Origin of the sequence: Actinoplanes sp. NPDC048796 (genome assembly GCF_040650035.1) — a bacterium.
GTDB lineage: Bacteria > Actinomycetota > Actinomycetes > Mycobacteriales > Micromonosporaceae > Actinoplanes.
Map to the genome: position 1 here is coordinate 501,933 of NZ_JBEZGO010000003.1, position 15,953 is coordinate 517,885.

Here is a 15,953-nt window from a genome sequence, read left to right on the forward strand (position 1 = left end):
CAATAACCGACGGGCTCGCCGGGTAACCGCCGCCCAGCGTAGCCGCCCCCTACCGGGGACCCCACGCGCCACAACGGTCTCAGCTCTCACCGATCTTCTCGGCCCCCAGCGCCTCCTGGAGAAGGCGGAAGGCCATCTGTTCACCACTCTCCCGAGCGGTCTTCTCGTCGAGTACGTCGTCCAGCGGTTCGTCCCCCGGATCGAAGCCCTCAAAGCTCGGCGCAGCGCCACCGACCGAACCGCCGGCCCGGGGCGGCCCGTCGAACTCCGGGTCGTACGGAGCCTCCTCGGTAGGCGACCCATCAGACCAGGCCTGCTTGGCCGCCGCCGGACGAACAGCGGCCCCCCGCACCCCACCGCCGGCCCGACCAGCCCCGGCCGCGGCGGCCCGCGCCGCCGCAAGCCCACTGCCGGCCCCCGCCGCGTTCCGAGCCGCCCGAGCCGCAGCGGTAGCCCCCGGCCCACCACTCGAGCCTGCGGCCTCAACCGCGGGCTTGCTGGGAGCGGCGGCCGCGGCCGCAGCGGCCGCTCGGGCAGCGCTGAGACCACCGCTGCTCTGCGCACCAGGAACGCCCCCACCGGCCTCCGGCACCGCTTCCCGCACCGGCGACGACGGCCATTCGGCACCCGCCGCGCCGTCATCCTCGGACGCAACCACCGGGCTCGCGCCCGACCCCGCCGCCGCCGTGGCAGCCGAGCCGCTGTCCGAGGCAGCCGCACCCACGGTCGCAGGGCCCGGGCCCTGGGTAGCGAGATCCCCCACTGGGGTAGCGGACTCCGCAACCGTCGCGGCGGAGCCACCTGCCGGGGTAGCAGAGCTCGCACCCGTCGCGGCTGGGCCAGCCACCGGGCTAGCAGATCCTGCAACCATCGCGGCTGAGCCCGCCACAGGGGTAGCTGAGCCCGCCACAGGGGCAGCTGAGCCCGCAACCATCGCGGCTGAGCCCGCCACAGGAGTAGCGGAACCCGTAACGGTCGCTGCAGGGCCGGCTACTGGGCCAGCGGAACCCGCGGCCGTCGCTGCAGGGCCGGTGACGGCGGCTGGGGAGCCGGCAGACGGGTCGGCTGAACTCGCTGTGGCGGCTCCACTCGCTGTAGCGGCCCCACTCGCTGTGGCGGCCGCCGGGCGCGGCGGCTCGGCGGGGCTGCTACTCGCCGCCAAGACGCCGATCGGGCTGACCTCCGGCCAGTCCTCGTCGTCGGGCGGAGCTGTAGCGGCCGCCGGAGCGGCCGACAAGCCACCCGGTTTGACCGGTTCCGGCCAGTCGTCGTCGGACGCCGCGGGCGCCGGCGCCTCCCGGCGCCGGTTCTGCGGTTCACGGGCGGCCGAGACCGGCTGAGCCGGTTGCGCGGCCCGAGGCGCGGCGGCCGCCGGACGCTGAGCTTCGTTACGGGCCGGCGGCCGGCCACCCCGCGACGAGCCACCCGGCGCCGAACCGGGCGAAGCCGCCCCGCCCTCACCGGCGATCTCGCAGCGAACCTCCCACCGGCTGCCGAAGACCTCGTAAAGCGCGTTAGCGATCAGCGGCGCTCCTTGCGCGATCCGCTGCTGGAGCGACCCGGCCGCCACCGTGAGAAGAACACTCTGCCCGTCGACCGACCGAACCGTGGCGTTGATCGCCGCCGCCCGGAGCACCTTGCCCCCCGGCTGCTTCTTCACCTCTTCGAGAATGTCGTGCCACGCCTGCCGAATCTCCTCGGCCGTCGGCTGCCCCGGCCCAGCCGCCACGGCCTCGACCGCCACCGCCCCCGGCTCCTCAGGCGCATCCGGCAGAACTCCGGCCGGCTCTTGACGCGCAGCCTGCCCAGCGTCATCCGAACCCGGCTGAGCCGCCCCGTGCGGACCCGCCAGAGACCCAGGCTGAGCCGAACTCGCCGTGGACTGCGGCTGAGCCGAACCCAACGCGGACTGCGGCTGAGCCGAACCAGACGCGGACTGCGGCTGTGTCACACCCGACGCGGGCTGCGGCTGAGCCGAGTCCGACGCGGGCGGGGCCTGCGGCTCGGCCATCTCGGGCTCGTCGTCCCAGGGCGGCTCGTCGTCGTAGTGCTCCGCCTGAGCGCCCGAGCCACCATCGGCCACCTCGTTCCAGTCCGGCGCGGCGGCCGCCGAGGAACCGGACGGCGCCTGACCCGAGACGGGCGCGGGCTGAGCGGAAACCGGCGCGGCCGCCGAAGCAGCAGCCGCCGCGGCGGGCGCGGCGGGCGTAGCAGGCGTCGCAGCGGCGGGCGCGGCAAGCGCTGAAGCAGCGGGCGCAGTGGATACGGGAGCGGCAGCAGGCACGGCCGACACCGGAGCGGATACCAACCCGGAATCGGACGCGGACACGGCCGCAGCCGGAGCGGGCGCGACCGGCGGAGCAACCGGGGCTGCCGCAGCCGGGCGACCGCTGGACGACGTGGAGCGGCGGGCCGCGGCGGCCTTCGCGGCGGCGCGGGCCGCTGACAAGCCGCCGCCGGCGCTGGGAGCGGGACCGGCGGGCTGGGGTGCGCCGCCGTCCAGGTCCGGCGCGGGCTCGGCGATCGGTGCCGTTGTGGGGGCGTTGTCCCCGCGTACCGGGAAAGCGATTCTCTGCTCCATGCGCTCCAGGCGCTGAAGCAGCGCGCCCGTCGAATCGTCGGCGCCGGGCAGGAGCATGCGGGCGGTGATCAGCTCGAGCAGGAGCCGGGGCGCGGTCGTGCCGCGCATCTCGACCAGGCCGTTGTGCACGATGTCGGCGCAGCGGGACAGGGTCGCCTGACCGAGCCGGGACGCCTGGGCGCTCATCGCCTCGAGCTGGTCGGCCGGGCCGTCGATCAGGCCCTTGGACACCGCGTCGGGCACCTGCTGCAGCACGATCAGGTCGCGGAAGCGCTCGAGCAGGTCGGACGCGAAGCGGCGGGGATCGTGGCCGGCCTCGGCCACCCGGTCGATCGTCGAGTAGGCCGCGGCGCCGTCGCCGGCCGCGATCGCGTCACACATCTCGTCGAGCAGGGTGACGTCGGTGACCCCGAGCAGGGAGACGGCCCGGGAGTACGAGACCCCGTCGGGCCCGGCGCCGGCGATCAGCTGGTCGAGCACCGAGAGGGTGTCTCGCGCGCTGCCGCCGCCGGCCCGCACCACCAGCGGGAACACCGCCGGCTCGACGGTGATGCCCTCGGCGTCGGTGAGCTGCTGGAGGTAGGGCCGCAGCGTCGCCGGCGGGATGAGCCGGAACGGGTAGTGGTGGGTCCGGGAGCGGATCGTGCCGAGCACCTTTTCGGGCTCGGTGGTCGCGAAGATGAACTTCACGTACTCCGGCGGCTCCTCGACGAGCTTGAGCAGCGCGTTGAAGCCGGCCGGCGAGACCATGTGGGCCTCGTCGATCACGTAGATCTTGTACCGGCTGTTGGCCGGGGCGAAGAATGCCTTTTCGCGCAGGTCGCGGGCGTCGTCGACACCACCGTGGCTGGCCGCGTCGATCTCGATGACGTCGATCGACCCGGCGCCGTCGTTGGCCAGCGAGCGGCACGACGTGCAGACCCCGCACGGCTCGGGCGTCGGTCCCTGCTCACAGTTGAGCGAGCGGGCCAGGATGCGCGCGCTGGACGTCTTGCCGCAGCCGCGAGGCCCGGAGAACAGATAGGCATGGTGCAACCGCCCGCTGCGCAGCGCCTGCGACAGCGGCTCGGTGACGTGCTCCTGCCCGATGACTTCGGCGAACGTACGCGGCCGGTACTTGCGGTATAGCGCGAGTGCCACTCCAGCCCCTCCTCAACGACCGCGCCATTGTCCGTCGGGGGTATGACAAGAACCAACTCTGTACCGCTGGGGTGGCCGGGGTCGCGCCCCGAAAACGCAAAGGGCCTCTCGTGCACCCGTCAGAGCCCGCTTATCCTTGCTGCCTTCCGGCCCTGGGGAGGTTCACGAGATGCACGCCGCACGAGAGGCTTGCCGCTAGCGTACCGAACCCCGCCGGGCGGTGCGCCGGGGACCCGTGCGACGCCCGCGACGGGCATCTGTATTCTGGCGAACGGAGGATTCGCCTAGTGGCCTAGGGCGCACGCTTGGAAAGCGTGTTGGGGGAAACCCCTCACGAGTTCGAATCTCGTATCCTCCGCCAGACAGCACGAAGGGGCTGGACCCACCCGGGTCCAGCCCCTTCGTGTTTGCTACATCTGGGCGGCGGCGATGGCGTCGTCCACCTCCGGGAAGATCGCGAAGTACCGGCTGAGACCGACGGTCTCGAGCAGCTGTACGAGGAACGGGTTGGCGCCGGCGAAGCTCAGCCATCCGCCGCGGGCGGAGATGACCTGCTTGCTGGTGATGAAGGCGCTCAACCCGACCGAGTCGCAGAACTTCAGGTCGGAGAGGTCGACGACGATCTTCGGTACGGGACGCTCCAGCAGATCCGCGAGGATCCCGTGGAGCTGGCCGGCGGTGTCCGCGTCGAGCTCGCCCTTGAGGTGGAGAACGGCGACGTCCGGGCGGTGGTCGGTGACTGTGGCCTGCATGTGGATCACTTTCTGGCGGTGGCGGGCAACCCACGCTAGAAGCGATCAACTAATTGTCGTCGGACAAGCGGTGCGGGCGGAACAAAGCATTCGAGCCGGGTCCCCGAAAAGGGGCCCGGCTCGAATTCAAAAGATCGGCTGGCCGTGTGATGTCAAGCGGGAGCGGCGCAGCCTCGGCTCCTGGCGCCTTAGAGCTTGCGCCACTGCCAGCGTGGGCCACGCCACGCGTCGGCCAGGATCATGGCTGAAGCCCGACCCGGACACTGCTGCACCTTGGACTTGCCGTCTGGGCCGCCCATCTGAGCCTCGACTTCCCAGAACTCGCCGTCGGTGCGCACGTAGACGTCTCGGCGGGCGAGCCGGACGTCACCATTCCACCAGTGATGCTCAACTCTCACGAGTCAAATCTAGGACAGTTTCCAGGTATCGGCGCTGGGCAATCTTGTGAAACTTTCTCACCAGGTGGTTAAAAGCGCATTGTCTGATCCGGTAGTTTTTGGCTTAGTGACTTGCGCTACAGGCACCGTATTTGAGCCGTTTCCCCGTCATCACGGTCTGTCATCGCCACTGGTGGTGGCGGAGGCCCCTCGGGGCCGAAACGGCGTCGTTACGCGCACGATACCTGATCTTGGAAAAGCCTCTCGCGAGGGCCCCTCACGCGCCGTACATGAAATCGATTCATCAGTACGCAGCGTGATCGGCGGCCGGGAAGCTGGGCACGCAAAAAACCCGGCGGCTCCGCAGGGAGCCGCCGGGTCAGTGGCGGTGGTGAAGGGATTTGAACCCTTGGAGGGCTTGCACCCTCACACGCTTTCGAGGCGTGCTCCTTAGGCCGCTCGGACACACCACCGGGAAGTACGTTACCCGACGCCCCACGACGTTCGAAATCGGGTTCCCCTTCGCCGGGCAGACCGGCCGCGACCTGGCAGTATCCGAGGTATGAACGAGCGAGAAGAGACGCGCCGATGAGCGTGCACATCGGCGGGCAGCCGGGCGACATCGCCGAGCGGGTCCTGCTCCCCGGCGACCCGATGCGGGCGAAGTGGATCGCCGAGACGTTCCTGCAGGACGCCAAGTGCTACACCCAGGTCCGCGGCATGCTCGGATTCACCGGCACCTACCAGGGCGTCCGGGTGTCCGTGCAGGGCTCCGGCATGGGCATGCCGTCGGCGTCGATCTACACACACGAGCTGATCAACGAGTACGGCGTGAAGTCCGTCATCCGGATCGGCTCCTGCGGCGCCCTGGCGCCGGACCTCCAGCTGGGCGACGTGATCGCGGCGATCGGCTCGGCCACCGACTCCAACATGAACAGGTCCCGCTTCGACGGCCTCATCGACTACGCGCCGGTGGCCGATTTCGGCCTGCTGCGCACCGCTGTCGACGTCGCCGAGCGCCAGGGGACCCCGATCCGCGTGGGCCCGATCCTGGCCGCCGACGCGTTCTACACCGATCGCCCGGACCTCTACGACGCGCTCGCCGACTACGGCGTACTGGCCGTGGAAATGGAATCCGCCGCGATCTACACCATCGCCGCCCGGTACGGCGCGAAGGCCCTGACCATCCTCACCGTCAGCGATCACATCAAGACGGGCGCGAAGATGGACTCGGCCCAGCGCGAGCAGGGCTTCGGCGACATGGTGAAAATCGGTCTCGAGACCGCGATCTCCGGCGTCGCCTGACCCGACTGCCGCGGCATCGTCAGCGGTGCCGCGGCTTTCCGTTGTGAGTCTCGCCGGCTTCGCGGCCGAAGAAGCCGCGGAGCAGGGCGGCGCACTCGTTCTCGAGCACGCCCGCGTAGACCTCCGGGCGGTGATTGAGCCGACGGTCACGGACCACGTCCCAGAGTGAGCCGACCGCGCCCGTCTTCGGCTCCCAGGCGCCGAAGACCAGGGTGGAAACCCGCGCCAGCACCAGCGCGCCGGCGCACATCGTGCACGGCTCCAGCGTCACCACCAAGGTGCAGCCGCTGAGCCGCCAGCTACCCGTCCGCTCGGCCGCCCGGCGCAAGGCCAGGATCTCGGCGTGCGCGGTCGGGTCACCGGTGGCCTCGCGCTGGTTGCCGCCGACGGCCAACTCCGTACCGTCGGCGGCGAAAACGACCGCTCCGACCGGAATGTCGTCGCCGGTGGCCGAGGCCACCTCGATCGCACGCCGCATCCACGACTCGTGCCGGGGCGAGATCGCCAGGCTCACGCCTCGCGCAGCTCTTCCATCTCGTCGCCGCAGCCGATCCGCTGGCAGATCTCGGCGGTCACGTCGGAGGGCAACATGCCCTCCATGCCGCAGAGCGCCAGCAGCCGATGGGCGCTGACGCCGAGGTCGTTGAGCAGGTCCGCGTCGCCCACCGGATCGGCGTCGGGATCGGCGGCCGGCTTGTCGTCCTCGTCCTCGTCCTCGCCGGCGGCCAGATCGTCGATCTCCAGGGCCGGCGGCGTCTCGATCTCGCCGAGCAGCACGGCGCCGATCCGCGACTCGTCCACGAACGCCGAGTCGGAGCCGAAGACCCGCAGGTCCTCGCCCTCGTCGAGGCGCAGCACAGCGAGATATTGGTCGTCGCTCTCGACGAAGAGCAACGTCAGGTCGGCGTCCGGCTCCACATCACGCAGCGCGTCGACCACCTCGTCGATGTCGGCCAGACCGGTCAGGTCCAGCTCGGACGCCGTCCACCCGTTCTTGCCCCGAGCTACGGCGGCAGCGAATGTCGACAAGTTTCCCCCCACGCGACTTTTGTCTTCAGCGAGTGACGGTAGCGGGAAGAACGGCAGGTGCGGCGCGCCACGCCTTGACGGCGGGCGAAGTCAGGTCAAACGTCAGTTCACCAGGCGACGACGCATGGCGATGAGCTCCCGGAGACGTGCCCGGCGCAGCCTCTGCGGCTGGGTGCTCTCCCGGGCCGATTTCGCACTCGCGAGAGCTGCCAGCAACTCGAGACGACGGCGACGCCGATCGGGGTCGAGCCGGGGCGGTGAGGGGGCCATGAAGCCGAGATTCGCCGACCACAAACCGTTCGTCAAGGCCAAGTGCGCACCGCAACCACGAAGGCACATTTGGTCGCCGACAAGCCGGTCAAGATCGGACAAAATCACCGGGACTTGATGTAGCCAAGACCACACCGCCTAGGGGTTTGTCACCACAGGGGCCAATCCTCGGTGGTGATCCAGCGGGCGCCCACGAAGGCCAGGGCTATCGACAGGCCCAGGCCCGAGGACAGGGCCACCCCGACGGCGACACCGCGGTCGCCGAGGTAGGTCAGCACGACGGCCACGCCCCACGCGCTGATCGCGGCCAGGATGGTCCACCAGGCATAGCTGGCGAGGTCGCGGCCGAGTGTGCCGAACAGCACCATCCACAGCGCGGCGGACCCGATCCCGGCCAGCAGCGGGCCGGCGTTCACCGGATGGGGCTCGCGGTAGGTGGGCCGAGACGGCCCGGGAAAGAGGCCCGACCCCCGGACCGGAAGCTGCGCACTGTGCGGCGCCGCGAACGGGGCGGAGGCATGGGGTCCGGCCGGCGAGAAGGCGGGCTGCAGCAGCTCGGACGCCGGCGCCGGCGCCGGCGAAGGGGCGGCGGAGGAAGCGGGCGCGGCTGGGTGCCAGGGGTCGTTCGGGTTGGTCACCGTCCACCTCCAGCGTCGGCGCCGGCGGCGGGGCGTGCCGTCCGGTGAGTGCCAGCCTATCCACCCCCGCCGCCGCGGAGCGGGTTATCCACAGGCGCCGCCGTCGTCCACAGGCTGGTCGGCAGGATGGGTGCTCGTCTGCCAGGATGGCCCGGTGCCTTTGTTCCGTACCCTCTCCGGTTTGACCGTCCTGGCCGTCTGCCTGGCCGGTTGCGGCAGCGTCACCGGCTCACCGTCGGCGACGGCGACTCCGCAGTTCATCGAGCCTGAGGTGACGGCGAGCGCGAGCGGGAGCGCCGACCCGGCCGCTCCTCCCGCGGCGGCCGCGCCCGGTTCGGCGACGGCGACGGCAGTGCCGTCCAGCGCGGCGCCCACCCCCACGAAGACCTCGCCGACAAAGGCCGCCACGACCACGGTCAAGTACGTCTTCCCGGTCAAGGCGTCGAATGTCGACTACCACCCGACCCACTCCAAATACCCGGCGACCGACATCTTCGCCGACTGCGGTGAGTCGGTGGTCGCCACGACCAGCGGCGTCGTCCTGGAGATCAGTCTCAAGGACGTGTACGTCAAGGGATCGCCGGACGGGCCGAACAACGGTGGCCTGTCGGTGTCGCTGCTCGGCGACGACGGGGTCCGCTACTACGGGTCGCATCTGAGCAAGGTGCAGAGCGGGATCACCAAGGGCGTCCGCGTCTCCGCCGGTCAGCCGCTCGGCAAGGTCGGTCACACCGGCAACGCCAACGGCGTCTGTCACCTGCACTACGGCATCTCGCCGCCGTGCGCCAAGGTCGGCGACTGGAAGGTTCGCCGCGGTGTCATCTGGCCGGCGACGTTCCTCGACTCCTGGCGCAAGAAGGGCCAGAAGAGCCCGGTCGCGACGGTCGCCGCCTGGAACCGATCGCACGACTGCAAGGCGTGAAAGCGCGGGGCCGCACCCTCGCCCGATGGATGCGGCCCCGCGCGGCCGGGAGAAAAGATCAGGAGAAAGAGCGGCTAACTGAACTGGGCGAAGCGCTTCTGCTGACGGCCCTCGACGGTGGTGAAGGCGCCGCCCATGGCGATGGTCTTCAAGCGCGGGTTGCTGGCCAGGGCCAGGACGCCTTCGACCCCGTTGGCGTCGGCCGTCCAGTCGAGCAGGTGGCCGTCGGCGGCCGCGAGGGCGGCCAGCTTGACGCGGTTGTCGGCGCCGTCGACGCAGGTGCCCTGGGCGCCGGTGCGGGCCGTGCTGCACGCCCGGTCGAAGTGGCCGCCGGCGTAGACCGTGTCGCCCAGGACCGTCACCGCCTGGGCGTCGCCGTCGAAGGTCGCCGACCAGCGCAGGGCGCCCGCGGGGGTGTACGAGCTGATCCGGCCGCCCTGGCCGCCGTGTGCGGAGTAGACCGTGTCGGCGGTGACCGCCAAGGCGTACGTGATCACCGGGGGTTTGGGCTTGAACGTGGTGACCAGGGCGGCTGAGGCCGGGTCGAGGGCGGCCAGTCGGTCGTACCCGGGAACGCTGTTGACCCGGTGGAACTTTCCGCCGACGTAGACCCGGCCGCCGCCGGCCGCGATGGTCTCCACCTGATCGTCGGCCGTGGGCAGCCAGCGCTTGTCCAGGGCGCCCGTGTTCAGGTTGAAGGCCGCCAGCCGGCCGCGGGCCTGACCGTCCACCGCCGTGATCGTCCCGCCCAGGTAGAGGCGGCCGTGCGCGGCGTAAGCGGCGAGGGGCCGCCCGGCGATCGTGTGTTTGAACGTGCTGTGCACGGCACCGGTCGCGAGGTCGAGCCGGGCCAGGCTGTCGCGTTTCTCGCCGTCGACGGCGGCGAAGTCACCGGCCACGTAGATCGACGTACCGCTCACCACGAGGGCTTTCACCCGGCCGTCGGCGACGGGTGACCAGGGCAGCAGCGTCCCCTTGCGCGCGTCGATGGCGGCCAGCCGGCCCCGGGCGACCGGCTTGCCGTTGACGATCGCGGCGGTGAAGTCGCCACCCACGTACACGATGTTGCCGGAGTAGGCGACGGCCAGAACGGTGCCGTTGAAGCTGGGCATGGCGTCGGAGCCCTGGGCGAAGGCCGGCGCCGCCAGGGACAGGAGGACGGCGATGAACACCGTCGTGAGCGTTTTCCCCCGGTAAGTCACGAGATAACCGTATGAGCCGAGCCCTCGCCCGACCTGGCGCAAAACGGACCAAACTCCCAGCAGAGTCGGGTGACCCCGACCTGGCCAAAAGGATGATCAAGCGGGGGTGTGTCAAGGTGCTCAGCGTGAACGTGACTGTCGTGGGACTCGGCCTCATCGGTGGCTCCGTGCTCCGGGCGCTGGACGCCTCCGGCCACCAGGTCATCGGCTACGACGCCGATCCCGATACCCGCGAGGCGGCCGACGGCGAGGGCTTCACCACCGCCACGTCGATCGCCGAGGCCGTCGAGGGGCGGGATCTCGTCGTTCTCGCCGTACCGCTGCCGGCCCTGCCGCCGGTCGTCGACGAGCTGAGGGGATTCCCCGGCCTGATCACCGACGTCACCTCGGTCAAGGGCCCGGTCCGCGCGCTGAGTGTGGATCTCCCCAGGTTCGTCGGCGGTCATCCCATGGCCGGCAAGGAGAGTTCCGGCTTCGCCGCCTCCGAGGCCGCGCTCTTCACCGGTTGTTCGTGGGTGCTCTGCCTCGAGCCCGGCGAGACCGGCCTCGACGACTGGCTCACCCTCGCCGCCCTGGTCACCGGGCTCGGCGCCCGCGTCGTCCCGATCACCGCCGGGGAGCACGATCGTGCGGTGGCCCAGGTCAGCCACGTACCGCACCTGTTCGCCACCGCCCTGGCCGGCCAGCTGGAGGGCAATCCCCTGGCCGGCGCTCTCGCCGCGGGCTCGTTCCGCGACGGCACCCGCGTCGCCGCGACCCGAGCCGAGTTGATCGCCGCCATGTGCGGCGGCAACGCGTCGGCGGTCGGCACCGAGCTCGACCGTCTGATTTCCGAGCTTCAGGAGGTACGCGGGTTGCTGGCGTCCGCCGATCCGGTCGAGGCCCTGGTTCCCGCGCTCCGCCCCGCCGTCGCCCTGCGCCGGGCCTGGCCGTCCCGGGCCGGTGACGTGATCGAGCTCCCCCTCGAGATCGGCCCGTTGCTGGAGCTCGGCCGAGCCGGCGGATGGGTCGCCGCGGTGAACGGCAGAACCGTCGAAGCAATCCGGCCGGAAAGTGACCGCAATACGCCCTAGGTTCGGACTGAACCCCGAGAGGAGCAAGTCATGCCAGGTCAGGTCGGCGCCATCGAGAACGAGCAGCAGGGCCTTCTCGCCTATCTCGCCCAGATGCGGTACGTGCTGCGGTTGACCGCGTACGGCCTCACCGACGAGCAGCTGCGCGCGGCCCCGTCCGCCAGCGCGCTCAGCATCGGCGGCCTCATCAAGCACTGCGCCGCCACCGAGGAGGGCTGGATCAGCGACGTCCGGGGCGAACGGCAAAAGCTTGACTATCAGGCGTACGCCGAGAACTTCCGCCTCCGCGACGACGAGTCGATCGAGGACGTGCTCACCCGGTACGACGGGATCGCCGCGCGCACCGAGAAGACCGTGACCGAGATCGGCGACCTCGGGCATCAGATCCCGATCGACCACTCCGTGCCGTGGAACAGCAAGGACATGACGCACTGGACGCTGCGCTGGGTGCTGCTGCACCTGATCCAGGAGACCGCGCGGCACACCGGCCACGCCGACATCATCCGGGAGTCGGTCGACGGTCGACGGCGCCACCGCTTACCCGCTGATGGCGGCCGCCGAAGGCTGGCCCGAGACCGACTGGCTCAAGCCGTGGCGGCCGGCCTGATCACCCGCTGATCGGTCACGATCGCGGTGACCAGGTCGTACGGGGTTACGTCGAACGCCGGGTTCACCGCGGTGGCCCACGGCGTGACCTCCGCCGATCCCCGGTCCTCGATCGGCACGTCGAGGCCGGTCGGCGTGTCCGGGTCGACCGTCGACTCGGGCGCGACCACCACGAACGGCAGACCGGCCCGCCGGGCGCCGAGCGCGTGCGCGTAGGTGCCCACCTTGTTGATGACGTCGCCGTTGGCGCAGATCCGGTCGGCACCGAGGATCACCGCGTCGACCTCGCCCCGGGCCATCAGGAACGGCCCGGCCGAGTCGACCGCCACCCGGTGCTCGATGCCCCACTGCGACAGCTCCCACGAGGTGAGCCGGGCGCCCTGGAGCAGCGGCCGGGTCTCGCTCGCGATCACGCCGGCCAGGTGGCCGCGCTGGTGCAGCTCGTGCACCACGCCGAGCGCCGTGCCGAGGGTGACCGCCGCCAGCCCGCCGGTGTTGCAGTGGGTCAGCAGCCGGGGCCGGTCGCCGCAGAGCTCGACGAGCAGGTCGGCGCCGCGGGCCGCCATGGCCGACGAGGCCGCGATCTCCTCGTCGCGGACGGCGCACGCCTCGGCCAGCGCCGCCTCGAAGGAGGGCAGCCGCCGCGCGGCCCGCTGGGCGCCGCGGGCCAAGTTCACCGCGGTCGGCCGGGCCGCCGACACCCGCTCGACCGCGAGTGCCAGCGCCGCCGGGTCGTCCGCGTGCACCTTGGCCGCCAGCGCCACCCCGAAGGCGCCGGCCACGCCGAGCGCCGGCGCACCCCGTACGGCCAGCGACTGGATGGCCGCGACCAGCTCACCGACCGTGTGCAGCCGGAGGATCCGCAGCTCACCCGGCAGCGCCGTCTGATCGATGATCTCGATGGCCCCGTCAACCCAGTCGATCGTCCGCATGCGGCGATGCTAGCCAGGCTGCGCTTAGGCTGGTCGGCATGTCCTCTCGTGATCCGGTCGCGGACCTGCGGCGCATCGCTTTTCTGCTGGAGCGGGCGAACGAGGCCACGTACCGGGTGAAGGCGTTCCGCTCGGCCGCCGCGACGGTGGCCGCGCTGTCCGCGGACGAGCTGGCCGAGCGGGCCGCCGCGGGCACGCTCGCGAAGCTCGCCGGCGTCGGCGACGTCACCGCCCGCTGCATCGCCGAGTCCCTGGCCGGCGAGGAGCCGGTCTATCTGCGCCGGCTTCGGACCACCGAGGGTACGGATCTTCAGGGCGCCGCCGCCACGCTGCGCGAGGCCCTGCGCGGCGACTGCCACGCGCACTCGGACTGGTCGGACGGCGGCTCACCGATCGAGGAGATGGCGCTGGCCGCCGTCGAACTGGGCCACGAATATCTCGTGCTCACCGATCACTCGCCGCGGCTGACGGTGGCCCGCGGCCTGCCGCCGGCCCGGCTGCGCCGCCAGCTCGACCATGTCGCCAAGCTCAACGACGCGCTGCCCGAGGGCTTCCGGATCCTCACCGGCATCGAGGTCGACATCCTCGACGACGGCTCGCTCGACCAGGAGGACGCGCTGCTGGCCCGGCTCGACGTGGTGGTCGGTTCGGTGCACAGCAAGCTGCGCGACGAGTCGCCCCGGATGACCAAGCGCATGGTCAACGCGCTGGCCAACCCGCACCTGGACATCCTCGGCCACATGACCGGCCGCAAGGTGGCCGCCGCGGGCGGCGGCGACCGGGGGCACCGGGCCGGGCACACCCGGCCGCCCAGCACGTTCGACCTGGACAAGGTCATCGCCGCCTGCGTCGAGCACGGCAAAGCGATCGAGATCAATTCGAGACCGGACCGGCTGGACCCGCCGAAACGGATGCTGACCGTCGCGGTCGAGGCCGGCTGCCTGTTCACCATCGACACCGACGCGCACGCTCCGGGCCAGCTCGACTGGCTGCGCTTCGGCTGCGAGCGGGCCGCCCTGTGCGGCGTACCGCCGGAGCGTGTGGTGAACACCTGGGAGATGGAACGCCTCCTCGAGTGGACGGCGAGCCACGCCTGAAGTCCCGTAGGGTCGGCCCGTGGGACGAATTGATGATCTGGCCGACCGCTACGTCGACGAGTGGGCCGAGCTCACGCCGATCGGCGCCACCTACACCGGCATCGCCGGACATGACGGTAAGACCGACGATTTCTCGCCCGAGGGCTTCGAGGCACAGACCGAGCTCGTACGGCGTACCTTGACCGACCTCGACCTGATCGAGCCGGAGCACGAGTCCGAGCAGGTCGCCAAGGACGCCATGCTGGAGCGGCTCGGTCTCGAGCTCGCCCAGGCCGACGCCGGGCAGACGGCGAGCGCGATCAGCGTGATCTCCAGCGGCATCCACGCCCTGCGCGGCGTCTTCGACGTGATGCCGGCCGAGGGCGAGGAGGCGATCGCCAACATCGCGACCCGGCTCAACGACCTTCCCACCGCCCTGGAGCAGTACAAGCGCACGCTGCTCGAGGAGGCGGACAAGGGCAACGTCAGCCCCCGGGCGCAGATGCTGGCCGTCGCCGAGCAGTGCGACGCCTGGACCGACCCGGACCGTGACGACTTCTACCACGGTCTGGCCGGCCGGCTGGAGGCCGGCGGCGCGCTCGCCGCCGAGCTCGTGCGGGGCGCCGACGCCGCCACCGCGGCCACCGCCGACTTCGCCGAGTTCCTGCGCCGCGACCTGGCGCCGCGGGGCCGCGACAAGGAAGCCGCCGGCCTGGAGCGGTATGAGCTGGCCTCGCAGTACTTCCTGGGCGCGAAGGTCGACCTCCAGGAGACGTACGAGTGGGGCTTCGCCGAGCTCTTCCGCATCGAGGAGGAGATGCGCCGCACGGCGGCCGCGATCGCCGGCTCCGGCGCCTCCATCGACGAGGCGGTGGCCGCGCTCGACGCCGACCCGGCCCGCAACATCGCCGGCAAGGAGGCGTTCCGCGACTGGATGCAGGCGCTGGCCGACAAGGCGATCACCGACCTCAACGGCACGCACTTCGACATCGAGCCGCCGGTGCGGCGCATCGAGTGCTGCCTGACCCCGACCAGCGACGGCGGCATCTACTACACCGGCCCGAGCGAGGACTTCTCCCGTCCCGGCCGCATGTGGTGGGCGGTTCCCGAGGGCGTCACCGAGTTCTCGACCTGGCGCGAGGTCACGACGGTCTACCACGAGGGCGTGCCCGGCCATCACCTTCAGGTGAGCCAGACGCTGCTGCGGGCGGACACGTTGAACCGCTGGCAGCGGCTGCTCTGCTGGTGCTCCGGGCACGGCGAGGGCTGGGCCCTGTACGCCGAGCGGCTGATGGACGACCTCGGCTACCTGGCCGACCCCGGTGACCGGCTGGGCATGCTCGACGCGCAGGCGCTGCGGGCCACCCGGGTGATCGTCGACATCGGCATGCACCTGGAGCTGGAGATCCCGCGGGACAACCCGTTCGGCTTCCACCCGGGTGAGCGGTGGACGCCGGAGCTGGGCTGGGACTTCCTGCGCGCGCACACGCGCATGGAGGAGAAGACGCTGCGCTTCGAATGGAAGCGGTACCTCGGCTGGCCGGGCCAGGCCCCCTCGTACAAGATCGGCGAGCGGATCTGGCTCCAGGCCCGTGCGGAGACCAAGCAGCGCAAGGGTGCTGATTTCGATTTGAAGACATTCCACCGGGACGCTCTCAACCTCGGTGGCCTGGGCTTGGACCCGCTCCGCAAGGCACTTGCACGGCTTTGACCTGATTTGGGCTTTTCCTCAGTCCGCGTCTGAGGAAAAGCCCGTTTCTGCCGTATCCGCACCACAACACAGCGCTACTTCTTGGCGCAGAGCACTCGATCCACTACTCACCGTTTAATAGATGCGGGTCTTATCGGGTACGCATTATGGATCTTGTGGCTTCTCGTACCGCCGGTCTGCCGTTACCATCGCCGCGGTAACTTTCCCTGCTTCCGGAACCGGTGTGGGCTGGGGCTTCATAACCCAGGTAACGGAAACTGAACGCTCGTTACAACTACAGCGACCGGGCCCTGTATCCCCCGATCAGCCGAGAGAGATCTGTCCCTTGGAAAGGCGTTT

At 70.8% G+C, this 15,953-nt stretch carries 14 protein-coding genes, 2 tRNA genes and 1 other RNA gene; 7 read left to right on the forward strand and 10 right to left on the reverse strand.

Going from position 1 to position 15,953, the window contains the following annotated elements; translation table 11 throughout:
- Window positions 1-79: 79 nt before the first annotated feature.
- Window positions 80-3,721 (reverse strand): DNA polymerase III subunit gamma and tau, encoded by a 3,642-nt coding sequence (locus tag AB0C26_RS16065; protein WP_360247373.1) that lies wholly within the window; start codon window positions 3,719-3,721, stop codon window positions 80-82.
- Window positions 3,722-3,818: 97 nt separating this feature from the next.
- Window positions 3,819-3,913, reverse strand: an RNA gene (ffs, locus tag AB0C26_RS16070) — signal recognition particle sRNA small type.
- 81 nt (window positions 3,914-3,994) lie between these two features.
- On the opposite strand from ffs, the gene AB0C26_RS16075 reads away from it, so the two are divergent.
- A tRNA-Ser gene (locus AB0C26_RS16075) sits at window positions 3,995-4,082 on the forward strand.
- 49 nt (window positions 4,083-4,131) lie between these two features.
- Here AB0C26_RS16075 and AB0C26_RS16080 read toward each other — a convergent pair.
- The 3 genes from AB0C26_RS16080 to AB0C26_RS16090 all read right to left on the reverse strand — a co-directional run bounded on the left by AB0C26_RS16080 (window position 4,132) and on the right by AB0C26_RS16090 (window position 5,323).
- The gene (locus tag AB0C26_RS16080) at window positions 4,132-4,473 is read right to left on the reverse strand and encodes an STAS domain-containing protein (protein WP_360247375.1); all 342 of its coding nucleotides are present in this window, start codon (window positions 4,471-4,473) and stop codon (window positions 4,132-4,134) included.
- A gap of 188 nt (window positions 4,474-4,661) precedes the next feature.
- The gene (locus AB0C26_RS16085; RefSeq protein WP_097317499.1) at window positions 4,662-4,871 is read right to left on the reverse strand and encodes a hypothetical protein; all 210 of its coding nucleotides are present in this window, start codon (window positions 4,869-4,871) and stop codon (window positions 4,662-4,664) included.
- Between the two features lie 362 nt (window positions 4,872-5,233).
- Window positions 5,234-5,323 (reverse strand) — tRNA-Ser (locus AB0C26_RS16090).
- 115 nt (window positions 5,324-5,438) lie between these two features.
- Here AB0C26_RS16090 and deoD point away from each other — a divergent pair.
- Complete coding sequence (gene deoD / locus AB0C26_RS16095) at window positions 5,439-6,155, forward strand: purine-nucleoside phosphorylase (RefSeq protein WP_203765402.1); 717 nt, start codon at window positions 5,439-5,441, stop codon at window positions 6,153-6,155.
- A gap of 19 nt (window positions 6,156-6,174) precedes the next feature.
- Here deoD and AB0C26_RS16100 read toward each other — a convergent pair whose 3' ends face one another.
- From AB0C26_RS16100 to AB0C26_RS16110, 3 genes are all read right to left on the reverse strand, one after another.
- Window positions 6,175-6,633 (reverse strand): nucleoside deaminase, encoded by a 459-nt coding sequence (locus AB0C26_RS16100; protein WP_360248269.1) that lies wholly within the window; start codon window positions 6,631-6,633, stop codon window positions 6,175-6,177.
- Window positions 6,634-6,665: 32 nt separating this feature from the next.
- On the reverse strand, window positions 6,666-7,184 hold the full coding sequence (locus AB0C26_RS16105) for a tRNA adenosine deaminase-associated protein (protein ID WP_360247378.1): 519 nt from the start codon (window positions 7,182-7,184) through the stop codon (window positions 6,666-6,668).
- A 419-nt stretch (window positions 7,185-7,603) separates the two neighbouring features.
- Window positions 7,604-7,870, reverse strand: a complete 267-nt coding sequence (locus AB0C26_RS16110) for a hypothetical protein (RefSeq protein ID WP_360248271.1) — start codon at window positions 7,868-7,870, stop codon at window positions 7,604-7,606.
- 376 nt (window positions 7,871-8,246) lie between these two features.
- Here AB0C26_RS16110 and AB0C26_RS16115 point away from each other — a divergent pair, with 376 nt between their 5' ends.
- The gene (locus AB0C26_RS16115; RefSeq protein WP_360247380.1) at window positions 8,247-9,014 is read left to right on the forward strand and encodes a M23 family metallopeptidase; all 768 of its coding nucleotides are present in this window, start codon (window positions 8,247-8,249) and stop codon (window positions 9,012-9,014) included.
- 74 nt (window positions 9,015-9,088) lie between these two features.
- On the opposite strand, the gene AB0C26_RS16120 is transcribed toward AB0C26_RS16115, so the two are convergent.
- Window positions 9,089-10,216 carry a PQQ-binding-like beta-propeller repeat protein gene (locus AB0C26_RS16120; RefSeq protein WP_360247382.1) on the reverse strand — a complete coding sequence of 376 codons (1,128 nt, stop codon included), beginning with the start codon at window positions 10,214-10,216 and terminating at the stop codon, window positions 9,089-9,091.
- 125 nt (window positions 10,217-10,341) lie between these two features.
- On the opposite strand from AB0C26_RS16120, the gene AB0C26_RS16125 reads away from it, so the two are divergent.
- A complete protein-coding gene (locus AB0C26_RS16125) occupies window positions 10,342-11,289 on the forward strand; it encodes a prephenate dehydrogenase/arogenate dehydrogenase family protein (protein WP_360247384.1) in 948 nt (315 codons plus the stop codon).
- Window positions 11,290-11,319: 30 nt separating this feature from the next.
- Entirely contained in the window at window positions 11,320-11,907 is a 588-nt protein-coding gene (locus AB0C26_RS16130; protein WP_360247386.1) for a DinB family protein, read from the forward strand.
- Here the strand turns inward: AB0C26_RS16130 and mtnA are convergent.
- Complete coding sequence (mtnA, locus tag AB0C26_RS16135; protein WP_360247388.1) at window positions 11,874-12,827, reverse strand: S-methyl-5-thioribose-1-phosphate isomerase; 954 nt, start codon at window positions 12,825-12,827, stop codon at window positions 11,874-11,876. The two genes, AB0C26_RS16130 and mtnA, sit on opposite strands and share 34 nt — an antisense overlap.
- A gap of 38 nt (window positions 12,828-12,865) precedes the next feature.
- Here mtnA and AB0C26_RS16140 point away from each other — a divergent pair, with 38 nt between their 5' ends.
- Complete coding sequence (locus tag AB0C26_RS16140) at window positions 12,866-13,924, forward strand: PHP domain-containing protein (RefSeq protein WP_360247390.1); 1,059 nt, start codon at window positions 12,866-12,868, stop codon at window positions 13,922-13,924.
- A gap of 19 nt (window positions 13,925-13,943) precedes the next feature.
- Window positions 13,944-15,614: a DUF885 domain-containing protein gene (locus AB0C26_RS16145; protein WP_360247392.1), complete on the forward strand. Its 1,671-nt coding sequence runs from the start codon at window positions 13,944-13,946 to the stop codon at window positions 15,612-15,614.
- Window positions 15,615-15,953 lie beyond the last annotated feature (339 nt).